Origin of the sequence: Pseudoblastomonas marina (assembly GCF_014641655.1) — a bacterium.
Taxonomy (GTDB): domain Bacteria; phylum Pseudomonadota; class Alphaproteobacteria; order Sphingomonadales; family Sphingomonadaceae; genus Alteriqipengyuania_A; species Alteriqipengyuania_A marina.
This window is the reverse complement of the sequence record NZ_BMID01000001.1, coordinates 1,456,147-1,475,076: the sequence shown is the minus strand read 5'-3', so window position 1 is coordinate 1,475,076 and position 18,930 is coordinate 1,456,147. Positions and strand designations below refer to the sequence as shown.

The following is an 18,930-nucleotide window of genomic DNA, read 5'->3' as shown; positions in this document are numbered from 1 at the left end:
CCATGAAGCGCCGCGGCGTCCTGTTCGGCTTCGCATTGCTGGCCGCGGGCCTGGCCCTGCTGGGCTTCATCCTGCTGCCCTGGTACGCGGACGGCCCGCTCGACGAGGATCGCAACTTCGTCGTGCCCCATGGCTCGAGCCTCGCCAGTGTCGCCCAAAAAATGGAGGAGGAGGGCTTGCTCTCCTCCGCCGACGGCTTCCTGCTGCGGGCCAAGATCCTCGGCGGCAACGCCCCGATCAAGGCGGGCGAGTTCTCCTTTCCCGCCGGGGCCAGCCCGGCGCGCCTGCTTCAGCTGATGCAGGACGGCGACGTGATCAATCGCATGATCACGATCCCCGAGGGGCTGCCCTCGATCCTCGTGTACGAGCGGCTGATGGCGAACCCGCTGCTGGTGGGCGAGATCGACGTGCCCGAAGACGGCACGATCCTGCCGCAGACCTACAGTTTCGAACGCGGCGAGCCGCGCGCCGACGTCGTCCGGCGGATGCAGGCCGCGATGCGCCGGGTGCTGGCCGAGGAATGGGAGAAACGCGGCACCGACCTGGCGGTCGCGACCCCCGAGGAAGCGCTGGTCCTCGCCTCGATCGTCGAGAAGGAAACCGGCGTGCCCTCCGAGCGGCGGATGGTCGCGGGGCTTTATTCGAACCGCCTCAAGCAGGGGATCCGCCTCCAGGCCGATCCGACGATCATCTACCCGATCACGCGGGGCAAGCCATTGGGGCGCCGGATCCTCCAGTCGGAGATCGACGCGGTCAACGATTACAACACCTATTCGATGGTCGGGCTGCCCAAGGGGCCGATCACCAATCCCGGTCGCGAATCGATCGCCGCGGTGCTCAATCCGGCGCAAACCGATGCGGTCTACATGGTCGCCGACGGCACCGGCGGTCACGTGTTCGCTTCGACATACGAAGAGCACCGGGCCAATGTGGAAAAATGGTTTGCCATCAGGAGGGCACGTGGAGAACTCTGACGACGCACCGTTGATCATGACCGCGCAATTGTCGCGCGATGTCGGTGCCTGGGCCACGGGCCTGCGGCGGGCGCATTTTCCGCGCAAGCAGAACTTTCTCGATGCGCATGTGACGCTGTTCCACGCGCTGCCGGCCTTCGCGCTCGAGGAAGTGAAGGGCTGCTGCGCGGTGCTCGCCGGCCAATACGGCCCGGTCGATGCCCGTGTGACCGGGGTCATGAACCTCGGCGGGGGGACCGCGATCAAGGTCGAGAGCGAGGGGATGGACCGGATTCGCGACGAGTTGCAGAACCGCTTCCACGGCCTGCTGACTCAGCAGGACCAGGGCGGCAAGAAGCTCCATATCACGATCCAGAACAAGGTTTCGGACAATCGGGCGAAAGCATTGCAGGAGGAACTCGAGGCGGTCTTCAAGCCGCGCGATTTCCAGTTCCCGGCGCTCGAACTGCACCGCTATCGCGGCGGTCCGTGGGAGCTTGTAAGGGGCTATCCGTTCCGCGGCCTTTCGCGCGCTTGACCGCGGGGCAAACGCGCCGTAAGTGCGCGCCTCGCCCGCCGGTTCCGAGACGATCGGGGTCGCCCGGCGCGCCCATGGGGCGGAGTAGCTCAGGTGGTTAGAGCAGCGGAATCATAATCCGCGTGTCGGGGGTTCGAGTCCCTCCTCCGCTACCAATTTTCGGTCGGGCAGCAGTCTGGGCATCGCCTTCATTAATTGTAGATCGCTTCGAGCGGGAAACTGTCTCCTGCCAGCAAGTCGTGACCGACCGCACGCGCCTGGATGGCGGCGACGTCTCCCCGTTGACGGTGGATCTCACCCGACAAATTTGGCGACGAGCGATCAAGGCTTCTTCGGTTGACGATAGCCCCGTAGGCTGCGGACGGCAGTCTCAAAGCGCCGCAAGATTTCCAGGTCTTTCTCGGAAAGTTTTCTGGGTTGAATGCTGCTATCGCCCCTCATGTTCGATCAACCGGCGAGCTTCGCGACTGTTCCACGCACGGTGCAACAGAGAAATTTCACGCGCTGCCGCGTCGATATGTGGGTGCTCGGTCTTCAGAATGGAGCTGATAGAACCAAGAACCACGAAGTGCGGGCCGAACCTCAACATTTGTTTTTCCGTCGGAAACTGAATGGCTTGCGGCGCGTCTCGGCTATCTATGACTCAATATCGCTACATCGCCAATGGTAGGCGTGGGAAATGGTATCCGACGCTCAGCGCCGCCCAATTCCATGCCAACAAGATCGGGGCAGGGTTCTTGGATCCAACGGGGAACTTCGTTCCTTATCGCGGGACGGTGCTCGAATTTCGCGATTGATGAACGCTCGCGATGATGGAGTTATGTTCCTAATCGAGCAGTCCGATTGCACCGATTACAACCCGGGTGCTGTGGTTCGAGTCCCTCCGCCATCAACTGGGTAGATCGTAAGCTTCCCAAGCTGAAGGCAATCGCAGAGTTCCGCCATTCCTGCTGTAGACTCGACCGAAAACGGCCCGTTACTTTTGAATAGGTTCCAAAATCGCTGTAGACCGTCAGGTGCAACGCGCGGCTGTGCCTGCCATGTAGGTATACGACCTCGAAACCGGGCATTCCGCTAACGACCCGATTTCTGACGCTCGCAGCACCAAAATGAATTCATCAGTCTTTGACCGTGTTGTTCGGTAGGCAAGCAGGCCCTACAGAAAAGATATGCGGTTGGCTTTGCTCATTTTTGTTCTGGTGTTCGCGACACCTACTTCAGCGCAGCAGAGCGACCGCTGGGCCTTCCCGGAGGGCGCGGTAGAGGCTTTTCAAGCGAACGATTTCGCTACCTCTCGCGCATTGATCGAAGAAGCGCTGGCTCGGTGCGAGGCATCCAAGCCGGAAGCGGATGAGTGTCTCGACCTTATTCAGGCAAGGGGCGCGATTGCAGCGGAAACCGGGGATATGCCGGCGCTCCGCGAATCTGCCTCTCGCACGATCGAGATGGCCAAACGGTGGCTGCCTGCCGACCATCCCGATCGCGAGCGGGGGCATTATCGCCTCGGAATTTACTATCTCGAAACAGGGGATCTCCGGGAGGCCGAAGAAGAATTCTGCGCTGCTGTGGCGATAAATTTTCCGAAGCGCGACCAGGTGAAGGACACGGTCGCCAATCGTCTCCGCTTTGTCGCGAAGGTGCTTTTCGAGACAGGCAGGGCAACCGAGTCCCGCGACTACAACAAGCAAGCTGACTCTATCGCAGCCGCCAATTTCGACCTGGACGCTCCGACCCTAGGCGACACTTATGACGTTGTCGGTCTCTCCCATCTAAACGATCGACGATATGCCGATGCAGAGGTGATGCTGCGTCGGGCGATTGCGTTTCACGAATGTGCAACGCCCGATGCGAATGAAAAAATTGCCCTGTCATATCGTGAATTGGGTCGTGCCTATGGCTGGCAAGACAAAATGATCGAGGCGGAAGCGGCGACGCGACGAGCACTGTCGTTGACTACAGCCGAACCCTCAGCGGACCCCACCGTGGTTGCCGACCTACACCATCAACTCGGGCAAATTTTCGAAGCTACCGAACGGTTCGACAAGGCCGAGCAGTCGTATCGCAAGGTGCTGGAATTGCGAAGCGCCGAGCGACCGGCCGATTTGCTCGAAATGGCGAATATCGAAGCCGATCTGGCGAATGTCTTAAGCATACAAGGCCGTTATGAAGAAGGCGAGGAACTAGCCCGCGCCGCTCTGGAGAAGCGTCAGCGCGCACTGCCGCGGAGCCACCCCGCCATACTGAACAGTTATAACCAGCTCGCCATCATGCTGACCCTGCAAGACAGCACAGATCAGGCCGAGGTGATCCTCAATCGCTTATTGGCCGAAGCCGCGGGCAATCCGGTAGTCTCGAGGCCTAGGCTGCTCGTCAATATCGCAGGTGTAATGGCGCAGGCCGGGCGATATGCGAGGGCGGAAGCACTTCTGCGGGAGGCAGCAGAATTGTTAGACCCTGATGAGGAAGACCCGTCGCTAGGGTCGGCGATTTACCAGAACCTTGCCCTGTCCATGGCTGAACAGGGGCGTCACGAAGACGCCATTGCACCATTTCGCAAAGCGATGGATTATGCGGCAAAAGCGGGCTCCGCCGGCAAGCTCAATGTCACTTCCATCAGTCTGTTCATGGCGGTTTCGCTCAGCCGAATTGGGCGTGACGCCGAGGCGGAACAGTTGTTCCGAAAGGCGCGGTTGCTGCGGAACGAGATGTTCCCGCCCGGGCATTTGGCACGCATTGAAAGCGACACCCGCTTTGCCGAATTCTTGGCCCGAAATGCGTCGCTTTTTGGCGAAGCGCGTAGTCTCTATCGTGAGGCCGAGCGCGGCATCCTTGCAAGGGTAGGCTCGTTCGGCGAATTCGGCGCGGCAGCTCAAGCCGAAATACGCAAGTTTCGCCCAACCTTCACCGGCGAAGTCGCAGTGGCGTGGGCGCTTGCCGAGCGCAATCGCAGCGGAAGCTTTTGACCGAAGGAAGGCAGCATATCGCTCACTCATGAGCAGTGCTTTCGGTTCAAATGCAAGATCTGATGAGCACGCTGTTTTGGCCGCTTTCCACCCAATTCCGACACAAATTCGGGTGGCTGGGGCCCGGGCAAACGGCGTTGGTCGATTGCCCCTTGCCCGGTGAATGACCGGGGTTAGGTCCGGCAGATGACCCGGATTCTGCTCGCTTTAATAGCGTTGTGCACATCGATTGGCGCCCAGGCCCAGGATCTCGTCGTCCGAGGCGATCGGCTTTTCCTCGCGATCGAGGTCGAGGGAACCGATACGGTCGCCCTGCTCGACAGCGGAGCCGAGCTGACGGTCATCAACCGACCCCTTGTCGATGATCTGGGGCTTGGTGGGGGTGAGGAAGTCACCGCCCGAGGAACCGGCGCAGCCACCACGACCGCCAGACTCATTGAAGGTGTTCGGCTCGGCGCGCTCGGCCGCAGGATCGATCCCCCGGTGGTGGCGGTGATGGATCTGTCGGACATCGAACGTCGCCTGGTGGGCTCGGCCGTGCCTGTGATCCTGGGCCGCGAGTTCTTCGACCAGGGGCCGCTTTCGATCGACATCGAGGGCGGCACGATCGAATGGCTCGCAGCCGAGGGCGCGCGTGCCGGTGAGGCGCTGCAGCTCGAGAGCACGCATGGTATCGAGACGATCCCCGTGACGTTTGGCGAGAGCACCGTCGTTCGGGCCGATTTCGACCTCGGCAACGGAACCGGGCTGCTCGTTTCGGCGGCGCTTGCCCGCGAACTCGGCCTGGAGCCGGTGGGAGTCGAACCCGGGGGAGGGATCGGCGGTGAGGTGGGCCGACTCGTAGTTCGCGTGCCGGAACTCACGATTGCCGGCGTGACCTTCCATAATGTGAAGGCTCACGTTTCCGAGAGTTTGCAGGTCGCGGCGAATGTCGGGGTAGGCCTCCTTCGCAATTTCCTGATCGTCACCGATTTTCCGAACCGGAAGGTGTGGCTGGATCAAAGGGAGAAGGCCGAAGGGCATCCCGTCGAAATCATGGTGGTTGCGACCATGCATGGGGGGCATGTCGACAATCCGCGCTATTCCTACGAGGACCTCTATTCGCTCGTGGCAGAGTTCGACCCCGACCTGGTGGGCACGGAGATCAGGCAAGAAGATCTCGCCCGCGGCGACGACTATCTCGCGCGCAACTATCCGCTCGAAATGCGCGAGCTTGCGCTCCGCTATCGCGATCGCATCGTGGGTATCGACTGGCTGGGTGCAGATCTCGAGGGTCGCCCCGTGCCGTTGAATTATTGGGGCGAGCAGAGCGAAATCATCCGCCTTCAACGTTTGCTCGAGAAGGATGATGCGTGGCGTTCGCCCAAGGTCGACGAAGCGCAGGCGCGCCAGCGGCGCATTCTGGAGAGCGCGACCGCAGCGTCGTTGAACGATGGGCGGTATGATCTCGCGACGTCGGCATATTACCGTGCGCTCGCCGAGTTGCTCGAAGCAACGCAGTTCGCGCGCCTGACCAATTTCTATGCCGAACGAGACCGACGGATCGCCGAGAATGCAATTGCGGCTGTGTCCTTTTTCCAGCGGGCGAGACCGGACGTTGGCGGGAGAATTCTCTTCGCGGTCGGGGCCGACCATCGCGGGCCGCTTGTCGAAGTGCTTCGACGCCGGTTTGGCGACGACATACGCCTCGTGCCGGTTCCCTAAGGTTCGGCAGCAAGTCTCGCCTCGCGCGATCGGAAGATCGGTTTCGTCGCCGGAAAATCGGGTTTCGTCGCAGATTTGGCCTTTGGGCGATGATTGGACCGAGCTGGGCTATGCAGGCGCGCCAAAACTGCGCCGAAATCCCATTGCGATTCCCGGAGCACCGAATTCCTCGGCGTTTCGAGAATCCGTGACGAATGCGTCACCAAGTGAGGGATTGATGAAATGAAGACTACTCTGCTTGCGACCGCGATGTTCGTCGGTTCGCTCGGTTTTGCCGCACCCGCACTCTGCCAGGACGCAGGAGCGTTCACCGGTCCGTGGGTGGCGGCCACCGCCGGTTACGACAGTTTCGATGCTGACACCGAAGAAGACAGCGAAGCGGAAGACGGCGCCGTCTATGGCCTCGCGTTCGGCTACGATTTCAACCTCGGCGGTCTGGTCGTCGGCGTCGAAGGCGAAGTGACCGAAAGTTCGGTCAGCGCCACCGGAACCGACATCCTCGAAGAGGGTGACGAACTGACCCTGTCCGTCGGCCGCGATCTCTATGCCGGCCTGCGTGTCGGCTTCCCGGTGTCGGACAAGGTGATGCTGTTTGCCAAGGGCGGCTATTCGAACCAGCGCATTTCGGCGACCTACACCCTCGACGACGAAACCGTCTCGGAAAGCGATACCGTCAATGGTTTCCGCCTCGGCGCGGGTGTCGAACTCGACCTGGGGCAGCCCTTCGCGCGCCTCGAATACCGTTACTCCGATTACGGGTCGTTTTCGGACACCGAACTGGAAACCAGCCGTCACCAGGTCATGCTGACCGCCGGCCTCCGCTTCTGAGGCAAACCCCGTCCATCCCCCCTGGACCTCGGGAGCACGCCCGCCCGGTGAAAGCCGGGCGGGCTTTTTCTTGCGACAAAGGATCCGGCTCGGCGATCAAGCCGCGCGGCCGAAGACTTTCAGCACTTCCTTGACATAACTCGGCCCGACCTGGACGACGACGCCGTCGCGCAGGACCAGGTTCACGCTGCCCTTGCCGGGTCGTTCGATGCGTTCGACGAGGCTCGGTCTCACGAAGGCCGAGCGATGAACCCGCATCAGTGCCTTGGGATCGAGCGCCGTTTCGAGCGCGTTCATCGAGATGCGGTGCAGGTAGCTGCGGGTCGCGGTGTGAAGTAGCACGTAGTCCTTTGCGGCTTCGATCCATTCGATCTGGTCGACATCGAGCCGCGCCTGTCCTTCGCGCACTGCCACCCATATCTCGCGAACGAACGTGTCGGGTTCGCCGGTCAGTGCTTCGCCACGCGCCGCGGCGGCTACCAGATCGATCCGGCGTCGGGCGCGGATTATGGCCTGCCGCAGGCGATCGAACCGCACCGGCTTGAGCAGGTAGTCCGCCGCATCCACTGCGAAAGCATCGGGGGCAAAGTTCTCGAAGGCCGTAACGAACACGATTTCGGGTCGTTCGTCCTGCGGCAGATCGGAGGCGAGGCTCATCCCGCTGCCGCCGGGCATCTGGATGTCCAAGAGCACGAGGTCCGGCCTCAGGCTGGCGATGGCGGCACCTGCGTCGCGCGCATTGCTGGCCGTGCCCACGATTTCGACATCTTCGATGGCGCCGAGAAGCTCGCGCAACCGATCGACGGCGAGTGCTTCGTCGTCGACGATGAGCAGGCGCAGGGTCATTCCGAAGGAAATTCCAGCGGCAAGCGGACGATGGCGATGAAGCCGGCTTCGCGCTGGATCGTCTCCAGCCTGCCGTCCTGCCCATAGACGGCTTCGAGGCGGTCGCGGACATTGCGCAATCCGACCCCGGTGCCGCCTTCGGAGGCGTTGCAAACCGAACAATCGTTCTCCACGGCGACGACGAGCTCGGTCCCATGCGCGCGTGCCGAAATCGCGATGGATACCTTCGTCTCGCTCGGCGCAAGCCCATGCTTGACCGCGTTCTCGACCAAGGGTTGCAGCAGGAAATGCGGCAGCTGCGCGTCGCGCAGCGATGGCGGGCAATCGATGCTGAGATCGAGCCGGTCGCCGAACCGGATCCGCTCGAGCCCCAGATAGGCATCGATCGTCTCGAGTTCTCCCTCGAGCGTTTGCGGGGCATTGGGATCGCCTGCCAGCGTCGTGCGGAGGAACTCCGAAAGACTGGTGAGCATCAACTCCGCATCCGCATTGCGCTTCGTGACCACGAGCGACGAGATCGAATTGAGAGTGTTGAACAGGAAGTGCGGGTTGAGCTGGTAACGCAGCGCGGACAGCTTCGCGCGGTTCGCGAGCGACTGGGCCTGGGCAGCCTGCGTGCGTGCCTCCTGCAATTCCCATTGCTGCAAGCGGTGTGCCTCGAGCGTTTCGAGCGTCCAGAACGCGACCGCGATCAACGAGTATTGCGAGACGAATATCGCGAAATTCCCGGACCATTTGACGGCATAGGCAACACTGGCGCCATGTTCGCGTCCGAAGAAAGCATGGATCCCGTCGAACAGGGCAATATCTACAGCAGCGAGCGTACCGGCGAGCAGCAGGACAGCCAGCGCCGAACTCGCGAAACCGACCGACTTGCCCATCGTCCGGAACCGTGTCGTCAGCCCCAGCAGAAGAAACGAAAATCCAAGCCCGACCGCCGAGACGCTGTAATGGGACAGCACGGCAGGCAGGTCGAAGCCGTCATTGCCGCGCAGGATGTAGGGCAGGAGATACAACGTCCCGCAGGCGAACCAGATCAATGCGATCAATCCCAGCGTGCGCCGCCGTTGCCGCGTGAGGGACAATCCAAGAAGCTGAGGCGCTACGGCGCCATTCCGGCTGGGCTCGGGTGGCAAGACAGGAACGGAGGGGATGCTGGCCATCTAGTCGTCCAGCGCGCTGTTGGCCGGGTCCCAGAAGACCGCCAGGCTCGTGGCCGCCACGGTAATCGTTCGCGCGAGCCCGCTGTCGCGGCCATCTGCGAGGAACAGTACGGGCGCACCGTTGAGCTCGACCGCTCCGACCGGCTCGCCCTCCTGCTCGAAAACGTATCCGATGGGATTGGCCATTTCGATCGGCGACCCGTCAAGTCTGTGGATCGAGCGAATTTGCACCGTTTCACCGCCCAGCGCAATCTCGCCGTGCCGCTCGCGGCGCGACAGCGCTCCGCCGAGACCGCGCCGGACTTCCTGGAGTTCGAAGCGGGCCGGGAAGGGGCGTCCATCAGCGGTGAAATCGCAGCGATAGGCCATCGGCCGCGTCTCGAACTCGGCGATGCCGAGGTCTATACGCTTCTCGCTCACCTTGCAGGCGGCTTCGATCGTGCTGCCGATGGCGGGCCCGGACACCACGAATGACGTGTGCCCATGATTCTTCAAGAAGACATCGAAGACCGCGAGCCGCCGTTCGGACCGTGTGAACGAACCGTGATATGCGCCGACTTCGAAGCGGCCACGGGTGCCGCCGCCGATACCGGCAAAGGGCTGTCGGACCGAGGTCTCGGCAAGATCGCTCGGCAGTCGCATCCGCGCCGGTTCGACGATCGAACAGGCGCCGAGCAACGCTACGGGAATCAACAACTGGAGTATGCGCATCGGGCAAACCTTGAGCGAAGCCCTGCTGGGCCGGGATGGCGAGCATGGAGGCGAGCTCGACATTTCCCTTTTTCACTCGCGATGAGGAGGATCCGTCGCTGAACTTGGACGATCCTGCGACGAAGATGTCCTTCGCCCGCTGATTACGCTTGACCCTGACATGATGTCAGGGTTCATATGTGTCATCGGCCAAGGAGAAACGCCGATGCAAGATCACGATCATTGCCACCATCGCCACGGTGCAAACTCGCACGCCGAACACGGCGTCGCCCAAGCTATCGACCCTGTCTGCGGGATGACCGTCGATCCGGCGGCAACCCCGCATCACGCCGAACACGCCGGGCAGGAATTCCATTTCTGCAGCGGCCATTGCCGCGAGAAATTCATCTCCGATCCGGAGCGCTGGCTGAGCGATCGCCCAGCGGTCGAGGAGAAAGATACGCCGGAGGGAACCATGTGGACCTGCCCGATGCATCCGGAGATAAGGCAGGATCATCCGGGATCGTGCCCGATCTGCGGCATGGCGCTGGAACCGGAACTGGTCGATCCGAATGCCGGGCCGAGCGAGGAACTGGTCGACATGACCCGCCGGTTCTGGATTGGCCTGGCGATGGCGCTGCCCGTCTTCGTGCTGGAGATGGGCGGGCACATGTTCTCCCAGATTCACCAGCTCGTTCCGATGGGACTCTCGGGGTGGATACAGTTTGCCTTGGCGACACCGGTCGTCCTGTGGGCCGGGTGGCCGTTCTTCGTGCGAGCTGCCGACTCGATCCGCACCCGCAACCTCAACATGTTCACGCTCATCGCGTTGGGGACGGGCGTGGCCTGGATTTACAGCGTCGTCGCCATATTCGCGCCGCAGGTCTTCCCGGCGGCGTTCAGGGCCCATGATGGGTCGGTAGCGGTCTATTTCGAGGCGGCGGCGGTGATCACCGTGCTGGTCCTCCTGGGTCAGGTGCTCGAGCTGCGCGCGCGCGAACGCACCTCCGACGCGCTCAAGGCCCTCCTCGGACTCGCTCCGCAGACGGCGCGGATGGTGACCCCCGAAGGAGATCGGGAAGTCGCGATAGAGGAGCTCGTGATCGGCGACGTGCTCCGTATCCGTCCGGGAGAGAAGATCCCGGTCGACGGTTCGGTGACCGAAGGATCATCGGCGGTCGACGAAGCCATGGTCACCGGGGAGCCCATTCCCGTTGCCAAGGCGGTTGGCGATACCGTCATCGGGGGAACGATCAATGGCACGGGCACCCTGGTCATGGTCACCGAGAAAGTCGGCCGGGACACGCTGCTGTCGCGGATCGTCCAGATGGTGGCCGAGGCACAGCGTTCGCGTGCGCCGATCCAGCGGCTCGCCGACCAGGTGGCGGGATGGTTCGTGCCGCTCATCCTCGTGATCGCCGTGGCGGCCTTTGCCGCCTGGGCGGTGTTCGGGCCCGAGCCGCGGCTGGCCCACGGCCTGGTTGCGGCCGTCGCGGTCCTGATCATCGCCTGTCCCTGTGCCCTCGGCCTGGCCACGCCGATGTCGATCATGGTCGGCGTCGGACGCGGCGCTGAACTCGGCGTGCTGGTGAAGAACGCCGAAGCCCTCGAACGTCTCGAGAAGGTCGACACGCTGGTCGTCGACAAGACCGGAACGCTGACCGAAGGGAGACCCTCCGTGGTGGCGGTCGAAGCGATCGGCAAGATCGGGGAGGATGGCCTGCTCCGCCTCGTCGCAGCGGTCGAGCAGGCCTCCGAACACCCGTTGGCAGAGGCGATCCTGAGGGAAGCCGACCGCCGGTCAATCGACATTCCCCAGGCGAGCGATTTCACCTCGCCCACCGGCAAGGGTGTGCAGGCCACCGTCGAAGGTCGCGAAGTCGTCATCGGCAATGCCCTCATGCTGGCCGAACGCGGAATCGAGGTTGCGGAGCTTTCGGATCGTGCCGATGCCTTTCGCGATGATGGTGCGACAGCTGTGCTCGTGGCCATCGATGGCGCGCCGGCCGGGGTGGTCGCCGTTGCGGATCGGGTGAGGCCGACCACGCCGGAGGCGCTCGCGTCGCTTCGGGCCGATGGGGTGACGGTGGTCATGTTGACCGGCGACAATCGCCGCACCGCCATGGCGGTCGCCCGCAGGCTGGGGATCGAAATGGTCGAAGCCGACGTGCTGCCCGACCAGAAAAAGGACGTCGTCGAGAAGCTGCGAGATGAGGGCCGCATCGTCGCCATGGCCGGCGACGGAGTGAACGACGCCCCCGCGCTCGCCGCGGCCGATGTCGGCATCGCCATGGGCGGCGGGACGGATGTGGCGATCGAGAGTGCAGGGGTGACCTTGCTCAACAGCGACCTGACGAGCATCACGCGCGCTCGCACGCTCAGTGCGAAGACGATGGCGAATATCCGCCAGAACCTCGTCTTCGCCTTCGGCTACAATGCGCTCGGAGTTCCGATAGCGGCGGGAATTCTCTACCCGCATTTCGGGATCCTGCTTTCACCCGTAATCGCGGCGGCGGCCATGTCCCTGTCGTCGGTGAGCGTGATCGCCAATTCGCTCCGCTTGAGGAGGGCCAGGATTTGAACATCGGAAGCGCAGCGAAGAAGTCGGGGATCTCCGAACGAATGATCCGACATTATGAGAAGATCGGCCTGATCCCGGCGCCCCTGCGCCGGGACAGCGGCTATCGCGACTATTCCGATGCCGACGTGCAGCGCCTCAATTTCATCGCCAACGCGCGCGACCTTGGCTTCACGATGCAGGAAATCGGCGAATTGCTCGACCTGTGGGGAGACGAGCACCGTGCGAGCGCCCAAGTGAAGTCGCTTGCCTTGGCCAAGGCCGAAGAACTGGGGCGGAAAGCCAAAGCGCTCTCAACCATGCGATCGAGCCTGCTGCACCTTGCCGAGAACTGCCATGGCGACGATCGACCCGGATGTCCGATCATCGACGTCATGGCTGGCCAGGACTAATCGATCCAAGCGAGCGACATCTGCAATATTGGCGATGAAGTCTTTCCCCTGCGAGGGAGGAAGAGACTTCGTACACTGCCATCCGCAACCGGCATTCGGTCCGGCTCCGCGTCAGTCGTAGACGGTCTCCAGCAGGAAAGTTTTTCCCGCCAAAAAATTGTCGCCCACGGCACGCGCCATGATCGCCGCCACATCGCCGCGCGCGGCCTTGCCTTGCGGGTCGACATCGTCGCCCAACCGGAGATTGCCGGTTTCGCCGTCGTCGGTGAGCGCGACCGGGCGCACGATCGTGAAGTCGAGGCCCGAGCGCTTGAGGTGCTCGTCGGCTGCATGCTTGGCTTCGAGATAAGGGGCGAGATCGGACTCGGGGTCGGGATCGCCGGCCCCGACCGAACTCAGCATCACGAAGCGTCGTACCCCTTGTTCGGCCGCGATGTCGATCAAACGCATGGCCCCGTCGCGATCGACCTTGCGGGTCATCTCCTCGTCGGTATCACCCCCCGATCCGGCGGCGAACACCACGACGTCGGCATCCGCGCAGACATCGTCGGGCAGGTCGGTGAGGTCGGCTTCGCGCAGGCTCACATCATCGGGCAGGACGCTGGTGTCCGAAGACGCGCGATGCATCGCAATCGGCGTGTGACCACCGTCTTTCAGCTTGCGGACGAGGCGGGCGCCGGTGTTGCCGGTCGCGCCGGCGATCAGGATATTCATGGTGTCGTTCCCTGTTTGAATGGGTCGCGGCCCATTGCGGGCGCGGGTACATTCCATCAATCGATGGGACGGCGCGAGGTTGCAGCGCCTGCGGGCAGACGGTGCGCGGCTGCGACGACCCGCGCGACGACCAAGGCAGCGCTCGGGTGAGTTGATCGGCCGGACGATCTCGCGCATCATCATCGAGGGGCGCGCAGATCGGGACACGAGTGGCGGCATGATCATTCATACGCGGCTGAATGACAGCACTGCGGTGTGCATCCGGACGGTTCGGAAGGACGACGAGCAGCGTCTAACCCAAGGCATCGCCAAGCTGTCGACGGAGTCGCGCTACCTGCGTTTCTTCTCGGGCATGCGTCAGCCGCCCCAGCACGTGATCGACGCACTGCTCGATGTCGACGGACACGATCATATCGCGTGGGGTGCGATTGCCAGCGATGAACCGGGGCAACCTGCGCTCGGAGTGGTCCATGCGTTTCGCGACGCGGACGATCCCGGGCAGGCCGAATTCTCCGTCACGGTGATCGACGAATATCAGGGGCGCGGCATCGCCAGGTTGCTGTCGACGGTGCTGCTGCTCGATTGCCGCCGCGAAGACCTCGAAAAGCTGACCGTGCACATCCTGCCCGAGAACAGGGCGGCCATCCTGCTCGCCAAGTCGCTGGGCGCGGACCACGTGCATCGGGAAAGCGGCGTCACCATCTTCGATATCGAGATCGAGCCGGCCCTCGCATCGCTCCGGGAAGTGTCGGACGTACCTGGAATAGCGGACGTGTTCGCAGCGTTCGAAGCCGGCGAGGGCTGAGCCGCGTGCCGCTCGAGTGCCTTGAATGCCTGCGCTCGGTCGATTTCGACATTTCGCCAGGAGAGCACTTCAAGGCCTCGCTGCCACGCAACAAACTCATTCAAATAGATAACTATCGACCCGAATTTTAACCAAAAAACTATTTCTCGCGTATATGGCGGACCAGATGCATTGGGTCCTGCAATTTCTCTTTCCGGCGAAGAGCTTGCGCGAGCAGCGCGAACAGATTGTGGGGACGTTCGAGAACCTGCGGCGGCAGATCCCGCTGCTCTACGCGGTGGCTCTCGTCAATCTGGTCGGCATGCATGTTGCGACCAACGGCGACGAACTCCGGTGGCTCTCGCCGATCACGTTGCTGTCGGGCATTCTCCTCGGTCGAATGATCTACTGGATCGTGTTCCAGAAGCCGATCGAGGATTTCGCCAAGATCCGCCGGGAACTCATCAAGATGGTGGTGTTCACCGTCATCCTGAGTTTCGGTTTCTCGATCTGGGCGCAGTCGCTGATCACCGGATATCCCGACGAGACGATGACGATCCTGCTCTACAGCGTGCTTGCGGCGCTCGGGGCGGCCTATGGCCTGGCCAGTTTCCCGCGGGCGGCGGTGATCCCGTTGCTGATCCTGGGGATCCCGGTCGCCGTGCGCCTGTTCGCGATGGGCAATGCCTCGATGCGAGGGGTTGCGGTGAGCCTGGTGCTAGTCCTCCTGCTCGTGACCTGGCTGTTGCACGAACACGGACTTGCGCTGTCGCGCCTCGTTCATGGCCAGATCGCGATCGTCCGCGAGCGCAACCGGGCCGTCGTGGCGGAGCTCGACGCGATCAAGCGCGCGGACGAAGACGCCTTGAGCGGCCTCGCCAATCGCGGGCGGCTGGTGAAGGAAATCGAGAAATCCATCGTTCGCGGCCCGATTTCGGGCGGCGGAAGCGTGCTCGCCATCTGCGATCTCGACGGTTTCAAGTCCGCGAACGATACTTTCGGGCATGCCGCAGGTGACGCGATCCTCAGGGAATATGCCGGGCGGCTGACGCAGTCATTCGGCGATCAGGCGCTCGTGGCTCGCCTGGGGGGTGACGAATTCGCGGTATTCTGGCCGAACGGCTTGCCGAAAGAAGGACTCGCAGCGGCGGCCGAGAAAATCTGCAGCCTGGCCAGTGAGCCCGTCGAATGGGAAAACAAGGAACTGATCGTGGGCGCTTCCTGCGGGGTTACCGAGGCAGGACCGTTCAGCTGGTCGGAGAGCGAGTTCTTCCGCCAGGCGGACTCGGCGCTCTACAAGGCGAAGGCATCGAAAAGAGGTACCTGGCATCTCTATGATCTACCCCAGTTCGAGGCCGATCAGAGACGCACGAAAATCGAGACGCTGATCCTTTCCGGAGCCGCCATCGACGAGATGGAGATTCATTTCCAGCCGATCTTCGAGATCGAGACCGAGGCCCCCGTGTTCGCGGAGGCCCTCGCGCGCTGGAACAGCCTGGACCTGGGCCTCGTGACCCCCGACGAGTTCATTCGCGTGGCCGAAGACCTCGGCGAGATCGATCGCCTGAACGAAAGCCTGTTCGAGAAAGCCGTTTCGATCGCGACGCACTGGCCCGAAGACCTTTCGCTGTCGTTCAATCTCAGTGCCGTCCAGCTGGGGCGCTCGGCTGCCTCCGAACGGATCATCCGCATCGTCGAGAAACACGGGATGGCGCCGCAGCGGATCCAGTTCGAAGTGACGGAGACGGCGATCCTGGCCGATCTCGGATTCGCCGAGAGGGAGTTGAAGAAGCTGTCGGATCACGGCTTCATCATTGCGCTCGACGATTTCGGATCGGGCTATGCGTCGGTGGCCTATCTGCGCGAGCTGTCGTTCGACACGATCAAGCTCGACGGTTCGCTTCTCGAGAACGTCCTCGAGAGCGAACGATCGCGGCAGATCCTGCTCGGACTCGTGAATTTGTGCCATGCGGCGGGCGCGAAATGCGTCGCCGAACATGTCGAGACCAACGAGCAGCTCCAAATCGCGCAGGCGATGGGCTGCGATTTCGTCCAGGGCTATTGTCTCGGAAAGCCGAGCACGAGCGAAGCCATGTTGGAGACGCTCGGCCTCGGTGGAGAGCCGTCTCCGTTCAAGTTGCGGCGCCTCTCGAACGCAAGCTAGCCGGGAATCCACGCCGCGAGTTGGTCGCAAGCGGTGTGCGCGCTGCAATTGGCGCGGGCGGATTCGCGCGGAGCGGCGGGCGTTTGACGCAAATCAAGGACGTGGTGCTGCGCTGGTCCTATCCGCAGGCCATGAGCAGCGACCACAGCCCCGGCTTGTCGACAACGAGCGAACAGTTCGATCGCTTCGCTTCGGCGATCCTGCCGTGCGGAATTTGCGACCGGGCATTTGCGCGATTCCGCTCGCTGGCGCGGTTCGATGGCGCCGCGACCGGAAAGGCGCCCTTGGCCAAGACGGGAGAGGACCAGATCGTCTTCGTAGCCAGCGGAGCAACCAAGCTGGTCGCCCATGCCACGCACGGGCGCGAACAGATCGTGGCGTTTCACTTTGCCGGAGATCTCGTTTCGGTGCCGGCGCGCGCCGCGCATGCCTATACTCTCGTCGCCTTGCAGCCATGCGCGCTCGTCACTTTTCCGGCCGCGGCCTTCATGCTGGCAGCGCGCGCGGAGGCGGGCCTGCTCAACGAGGTGTTGCAGCGGGCGTTGCGGGCGCTCGACCGAAGTCGCGAGAAATCGATCATCCTGGGGCGCAAATCCGCGCAGGAACGGGTCGCGAGCTTTCTCGCGACCATGGCCGAACGGATCGGCGCGCCGCAGGACGGCGGATGCGTGCTGGACCTTCCCATGTCGCGCCGCGACATCGCCGACAGCCTTGGCCTGACGATCGAAACCGTCAGCCGCCAGTTCGGCGAGCTGCGCGATCTCGGGCTGCTCGAAACCTCCGGTCGGTCGATCGTCAAGCTGCACGATCTCGCCGGGCTCGATGCGAGAGCGGGGCATCTGCCGGTCGCGGCATGAATATTTATTCAATTTGACATGGATCAATGAAGCGCGGGGCGCCCGGTCCTACCCGCTGGCAAAACGGACGGAGAATCTGGTGCAAGCAGAATCGGCATTAGCCCGCACGGGCCTTTGGTTCATTATCACGATCCTGGCTGTCATGGCGGTTGCGACCGCGGCCGACCGCGCCTTCGCGGCGCAAGCCACGATCGTCGCCGTGATCGCCTTCGCGCTGATGTGGATGAGTGCGGTCCGGTTCGATCCGGTAACCAGTGGTCGAAGCTTCTTCAAGATGCCCGAAGGACCCTCGCGCTACGATGACGACGTCGTCCGCTGGGGCGTCGTCGCGACCATGTTCTGGGGCGTCGTCGGGCTTCTTGCCGGCCTGTTCATTGCCATGCAGCTGGCCTTTCCGCAGCTCAATTTCGAACCCTACCTCAATTTCGGGCGGGTCCGGCCGCTGCACACCAGCGCAGTGATCTTCGCCTTCGGCGGCAACGCCCTGCTGGCCACCAGTTTCCATGTCGTCCAGCGCACCTGCCGCACCCAGCTGGCCTTTCCCTCGCTCGCGCGGTTCGTGTTCTGGGGCTACCAGCTGTTTATCGTCCTCGCGGCCAGCGGTTACCTGCTCGGGATCACCCAGTCGAAGGAATATGCCGAGCCCGAATGGTATGTCGATCTGTGGCTGACGATCGTCTGGGTTGCCTACGCGATCGTGTTCATCGGCACCATCATCCGCCGGCATGAGCCGCATATCTACGTCGCGAACTGGTTCTATCTCGCCTTCATCGTGACGATCGCGATGCTCCATATCGTCAACAACCTGGCCGTCCCGGTGAGCCTTGTCGGCTCGCAGAGCTACGTCCTCTTCTCGGGCGTGCAGGATGCGCTGGTCCAATGGTGGTACGGCCATAACGCGGTCGGTTTCTTCCTGACCGCCGGCTTCCTCGCGATGATGTACTATTACGTGCCGAAGCAGGCCGAGCGACCGGTCTATTCCTACCGCCTTTCGATCATCCACTTCTGGTCGCTGATCTTCCTCTACATCTGGGCCGGGCCGCACCACCTCCATTACACCGCGCTGCCCGACTGGGCGCAGACGCTCGGCATGGTGTTCTCGGTGATGCTGTGGATGCCCAGCTGGGGCGGGATGATCAACGGGCTGATGACCTTGAACGGCGCGTGGGACAAGGTCCGCACCGATCCGATCATCCGCATGATGGTGATGGCGCTGGCCTTCTACGGCATGAGCACCTTCGAAGGGCCGATGCTGTCGATCAAGAGCGTCAACAGCCTTTCGCACTACACCGACTGGACCATCGGCCACGTCCATTCGGGCGCGCTCGGCTGGAACGGCCTGATCACCTTCGCCTGCGTCTACTACCTCGTCCCGAGGCTGTGGAAGCGCGAGCGGATGTATTCGCTGCGAATGATCAACTGGCACTTCTGGCTCGCGACTCTGGGCATCGTCTTCTACGCCGCGAGCATGTGGGTGGCCGGCATCACCCAGGGGCTGATGTGGCGCGAATACGGGGCCGACGGCTACCTCGTGAACAGCTTCGCCGACACCGTCGCCGCACTCCACCCGATGTTCATCATGCGCGCCTTCGGTGGCCTCCTCTACCTCGGCGGTGCCCTGGTCATGAGCTACAACGTCTGGATGACGCTGGCGGGCAAGCTGCGCGAAGAAAAGCCGCTCACCGACGCGTCCTACGATCCCGAAGCCGACCGTCCGATCGTCGATCGTCCCGCCGCAGTGCCTGCCGAATAGGAG

General features: G+C 62.7%; 15 protein-coding genes and 1 tRNA gene. 12 read left to right on the top strand and 4 right to left on the bottom strand.

Features of this window, described 5'->3' with window-relative positions; all coding sequences use genetic code 11:
• The first annotated feature begins 2 nt into the window (after window positions 1-2).
• The 6 genes from mltG (at window position 3) to IEW49_RS07085 (ending at window position 6,986) form a co-directional block, all read left to right on the top strand.
• Window positions 3-974 (top strand): endolytic transglycosylase MltG, encoded by a 972-nt coding sequence (mltG, locus tag IEW49_RS07110; RefSeq protein WP_188642021.1) that lies wholly within the window; start codon window positions 3-5, stop codon window positions 972-974.
• Complete coding sequence (locus IEW49_RS07105; protein WP_229658119.1) at window positions 961-1,491, top strand: 2'-5' RNA ligase family protein; 531 nt, start codon at window positions 961-963, stop codon at window positions 1,489-1,491. The genes mltG and IEW49_RS07105 overlap by 14 nt, the downstream gene beginning before the upstream one ends.
• A 78-nt stretch (window positions 1,492-1,569) precedes the next feature.
• Window positions 1,570-1,646, top strand: a tRNA-Met gene (locus tag IEW49_RS07100).
• A gap of 1,020 nt (window positions 1,647-2,666) precedes the next feature.
• The gene (locus tag IEW49_RS07095; protein WP_188642019.1) at window positions 2,667-4,454 is read left to right on the top strand and encodes a tetratricopeptide repeat protein; all 1,788 of its coding nucleotides are present in this window, start codon (window positions 2,667-2,669) and stop codon (window positions 4,452-4,454) included.
• Window positions 4,455-4,640: 186 nt separating this feature from the next.
• Window positions 4,641-6,158, top strand: coding sequence for a pepsin/retropepsin-like aspartic protease family protein (locus IEW49_RS07090; protein ID WP_188642018.1), 1,518 nt, complete (start codon window positions 4,641-4,643; stop codon window positions 6,156-6,158).
• A 222-nt stretch (window positions 6,159-6,380) separates the two neighbouring features.
• Window positions 6,381-6,986: an outer membrane protein gene (locus tag IEW49_RS07085; RefSeq protein ID WP_188642017.1), complete on the top strand. Its 606-nt coding sequence runs from the start codon at window positions 6,381-6,383 to the stop codon at window positions 6,984-6,986.
• A 96-nt stretch (window positions 6,987-7,082) separates the two neighbouring features.
• Here IEW49_RS07085 and IEW49_RS07080 read toward each other — a convergent pair whose 3' ends face one another.
• The 3 genes from IEW49_RS07080 to IEW49_RS07070 all read right to left on the bottom strand — a co-directional run bounded on the left by IEW49_RS07080 (window position 7,083) and on the right by IEW49_RS07070 (window position 9,706).
• A complete protein-coding gene (locus tag IEW49_RS07080; RefSeq protein ID WP_229658118.1) occupies window positions 7,083-7,832 on the bottom strand; it encodes a LytR/AlgR family response regulator transcription factor in 750 nt (249 codons plus the stop codon).
• Window positions 7,829-8,881 carry a sensor histidine kinase gene (locus IEW49_RS07075; RefSeq protein WP_188642016.1) on the bottom strand — a complete coding sequence of 351 codons (1,053 nt, stop codon included), beginning with the start codon at window positions 8,879-8,881 and terminating at the stop codon, window positions 7,829-7,831. Before IEW49_RS07075 ends, IEW49_RS07080 begins: the two co-directional genes overlap by 4 nt.
• Window positions 8,882-8,995: 114 nt before the next feature.
• On the bottom strand, window positions 8,996-9,706 hold the full coding sequence (locus tag IEW49_RS07070) for a VV20781 family protein (RefSeq protein ID WP_188642015.1): 711 nt from the start codon (window positions 9,704-9,706) through the stop codon (window positions 8,996-8,998).
• 205 nt (window positions 9,707-9,911) lie between these two features.
• Between IEW49_RS07070 and IEW49_RS07065 the strand changes: the two genes are divergently transcribed.
• Together IEW49_RS07065 and cueR are read left to right on the top strand one after the other, a co-directional pair.
• Complete coding sequence (locus IEW49_RS07065) at window positions 9,912-12,266, top strand: heavy metal translocating P-type ATPase (protein WP_268235622.1); 2,355 nt, start codon at window positions 9,912-9,914, stop codon at window positions 12,264-12,266.
• Window positions 12,263-12,655: a Cu(I)-responsive transcriptional regulator gene (gene cueR / locus IEW49_RS07060; RefSeq protein ID WP_188642013.1), complete on the top strand. Its 393-nt coding sequence runs from the start codon at window positions 12,263-12,265 to the stop codon at window positions 12,653-12,655. Before IEW49_RS07065 ends, cueR begins: the two co-directional genes overlap by 4 nt.
• Before the next feature lie 111 nt (window positions 12,656-12,766).
• On the opposite strand, the gene IEW49_RS07055 is transcribed toward cueR, so the two are convergent.
• Window positions 12,767-13,369, bottom strand: coding sequence for an SDR family oxidoreductase (locus IEW49_RS07055; protein ID WP_188642012.1), 603 nt, complete (start codon window positions 13,367-13,369; stop codon window positions 12,767-12,769).
• Between the two features lie 151 nt (window positions 13,370-13,520).
• On the opposite strand from IEW49_RS07055, the gene IEW49_RS07050 reads away from it, so the two are divergent.
• The 4 genes from IEW49_RS07050 to ccoN all read left to right on the top strand — a co-directional run bounded on the left by IEW49_RS07050 (window position 13,521) and on the right by ccoN (window position 18,927).
• A complete protein-coding gene (locus IEW49_RS07050) occupies window positions 13,521-14,174 on the top strand; it encodes a GNAT family N-acetyltransferase (protein ID WP_229658117.1) in 654 nt (217 codons plus the stop codon).
• A gap of 166 nt (window positions 14,175-14,340) precedes the next feature.
• Window positions 14,341-16,317: a putative bifunctional diguanylate cyclase/phosphodiesterase gene (locus IEW49_RS07045; RefSeq protein WP_188642011.1), complete on the top strand. Its 1,977-nt coding sequence runs from the start codon at window positions 14,341-14,343 to the stop codon at window positions 16,315-16,317.
• 83 nt (window positions 16,318-16,400) lie between these two features.
• Window positions 16,401-17,174: a helix-turn-helix domain-containing protein gene (locus tag IEW49_RS07040; RefSeq protein WP_188642010.1), complete on the top strand. Its 774-nt coding sequence runs from the start codon at window positions 16,401-16,403 to the stop codon at window positions 17,172-17,174.
• A gap of 142 nt (window positions 17,175-17,316) precedes the next feature.
• On the top strand, window positions 17,317-18,927 hold the full coding sequence (ccoN, locus tag IEW49_RS07035; protein ID WP_188642009.1) for a cytochrome-c oxidase, cbb3-type subunit I: 1,611 nt from the start codon (window positions 17,317-17,319) through the stop codon (window positions 18,925-18,927).
• The last annotated feature ends 3 nt before the right edge of the window (window positions 18,928-18,930 follow it).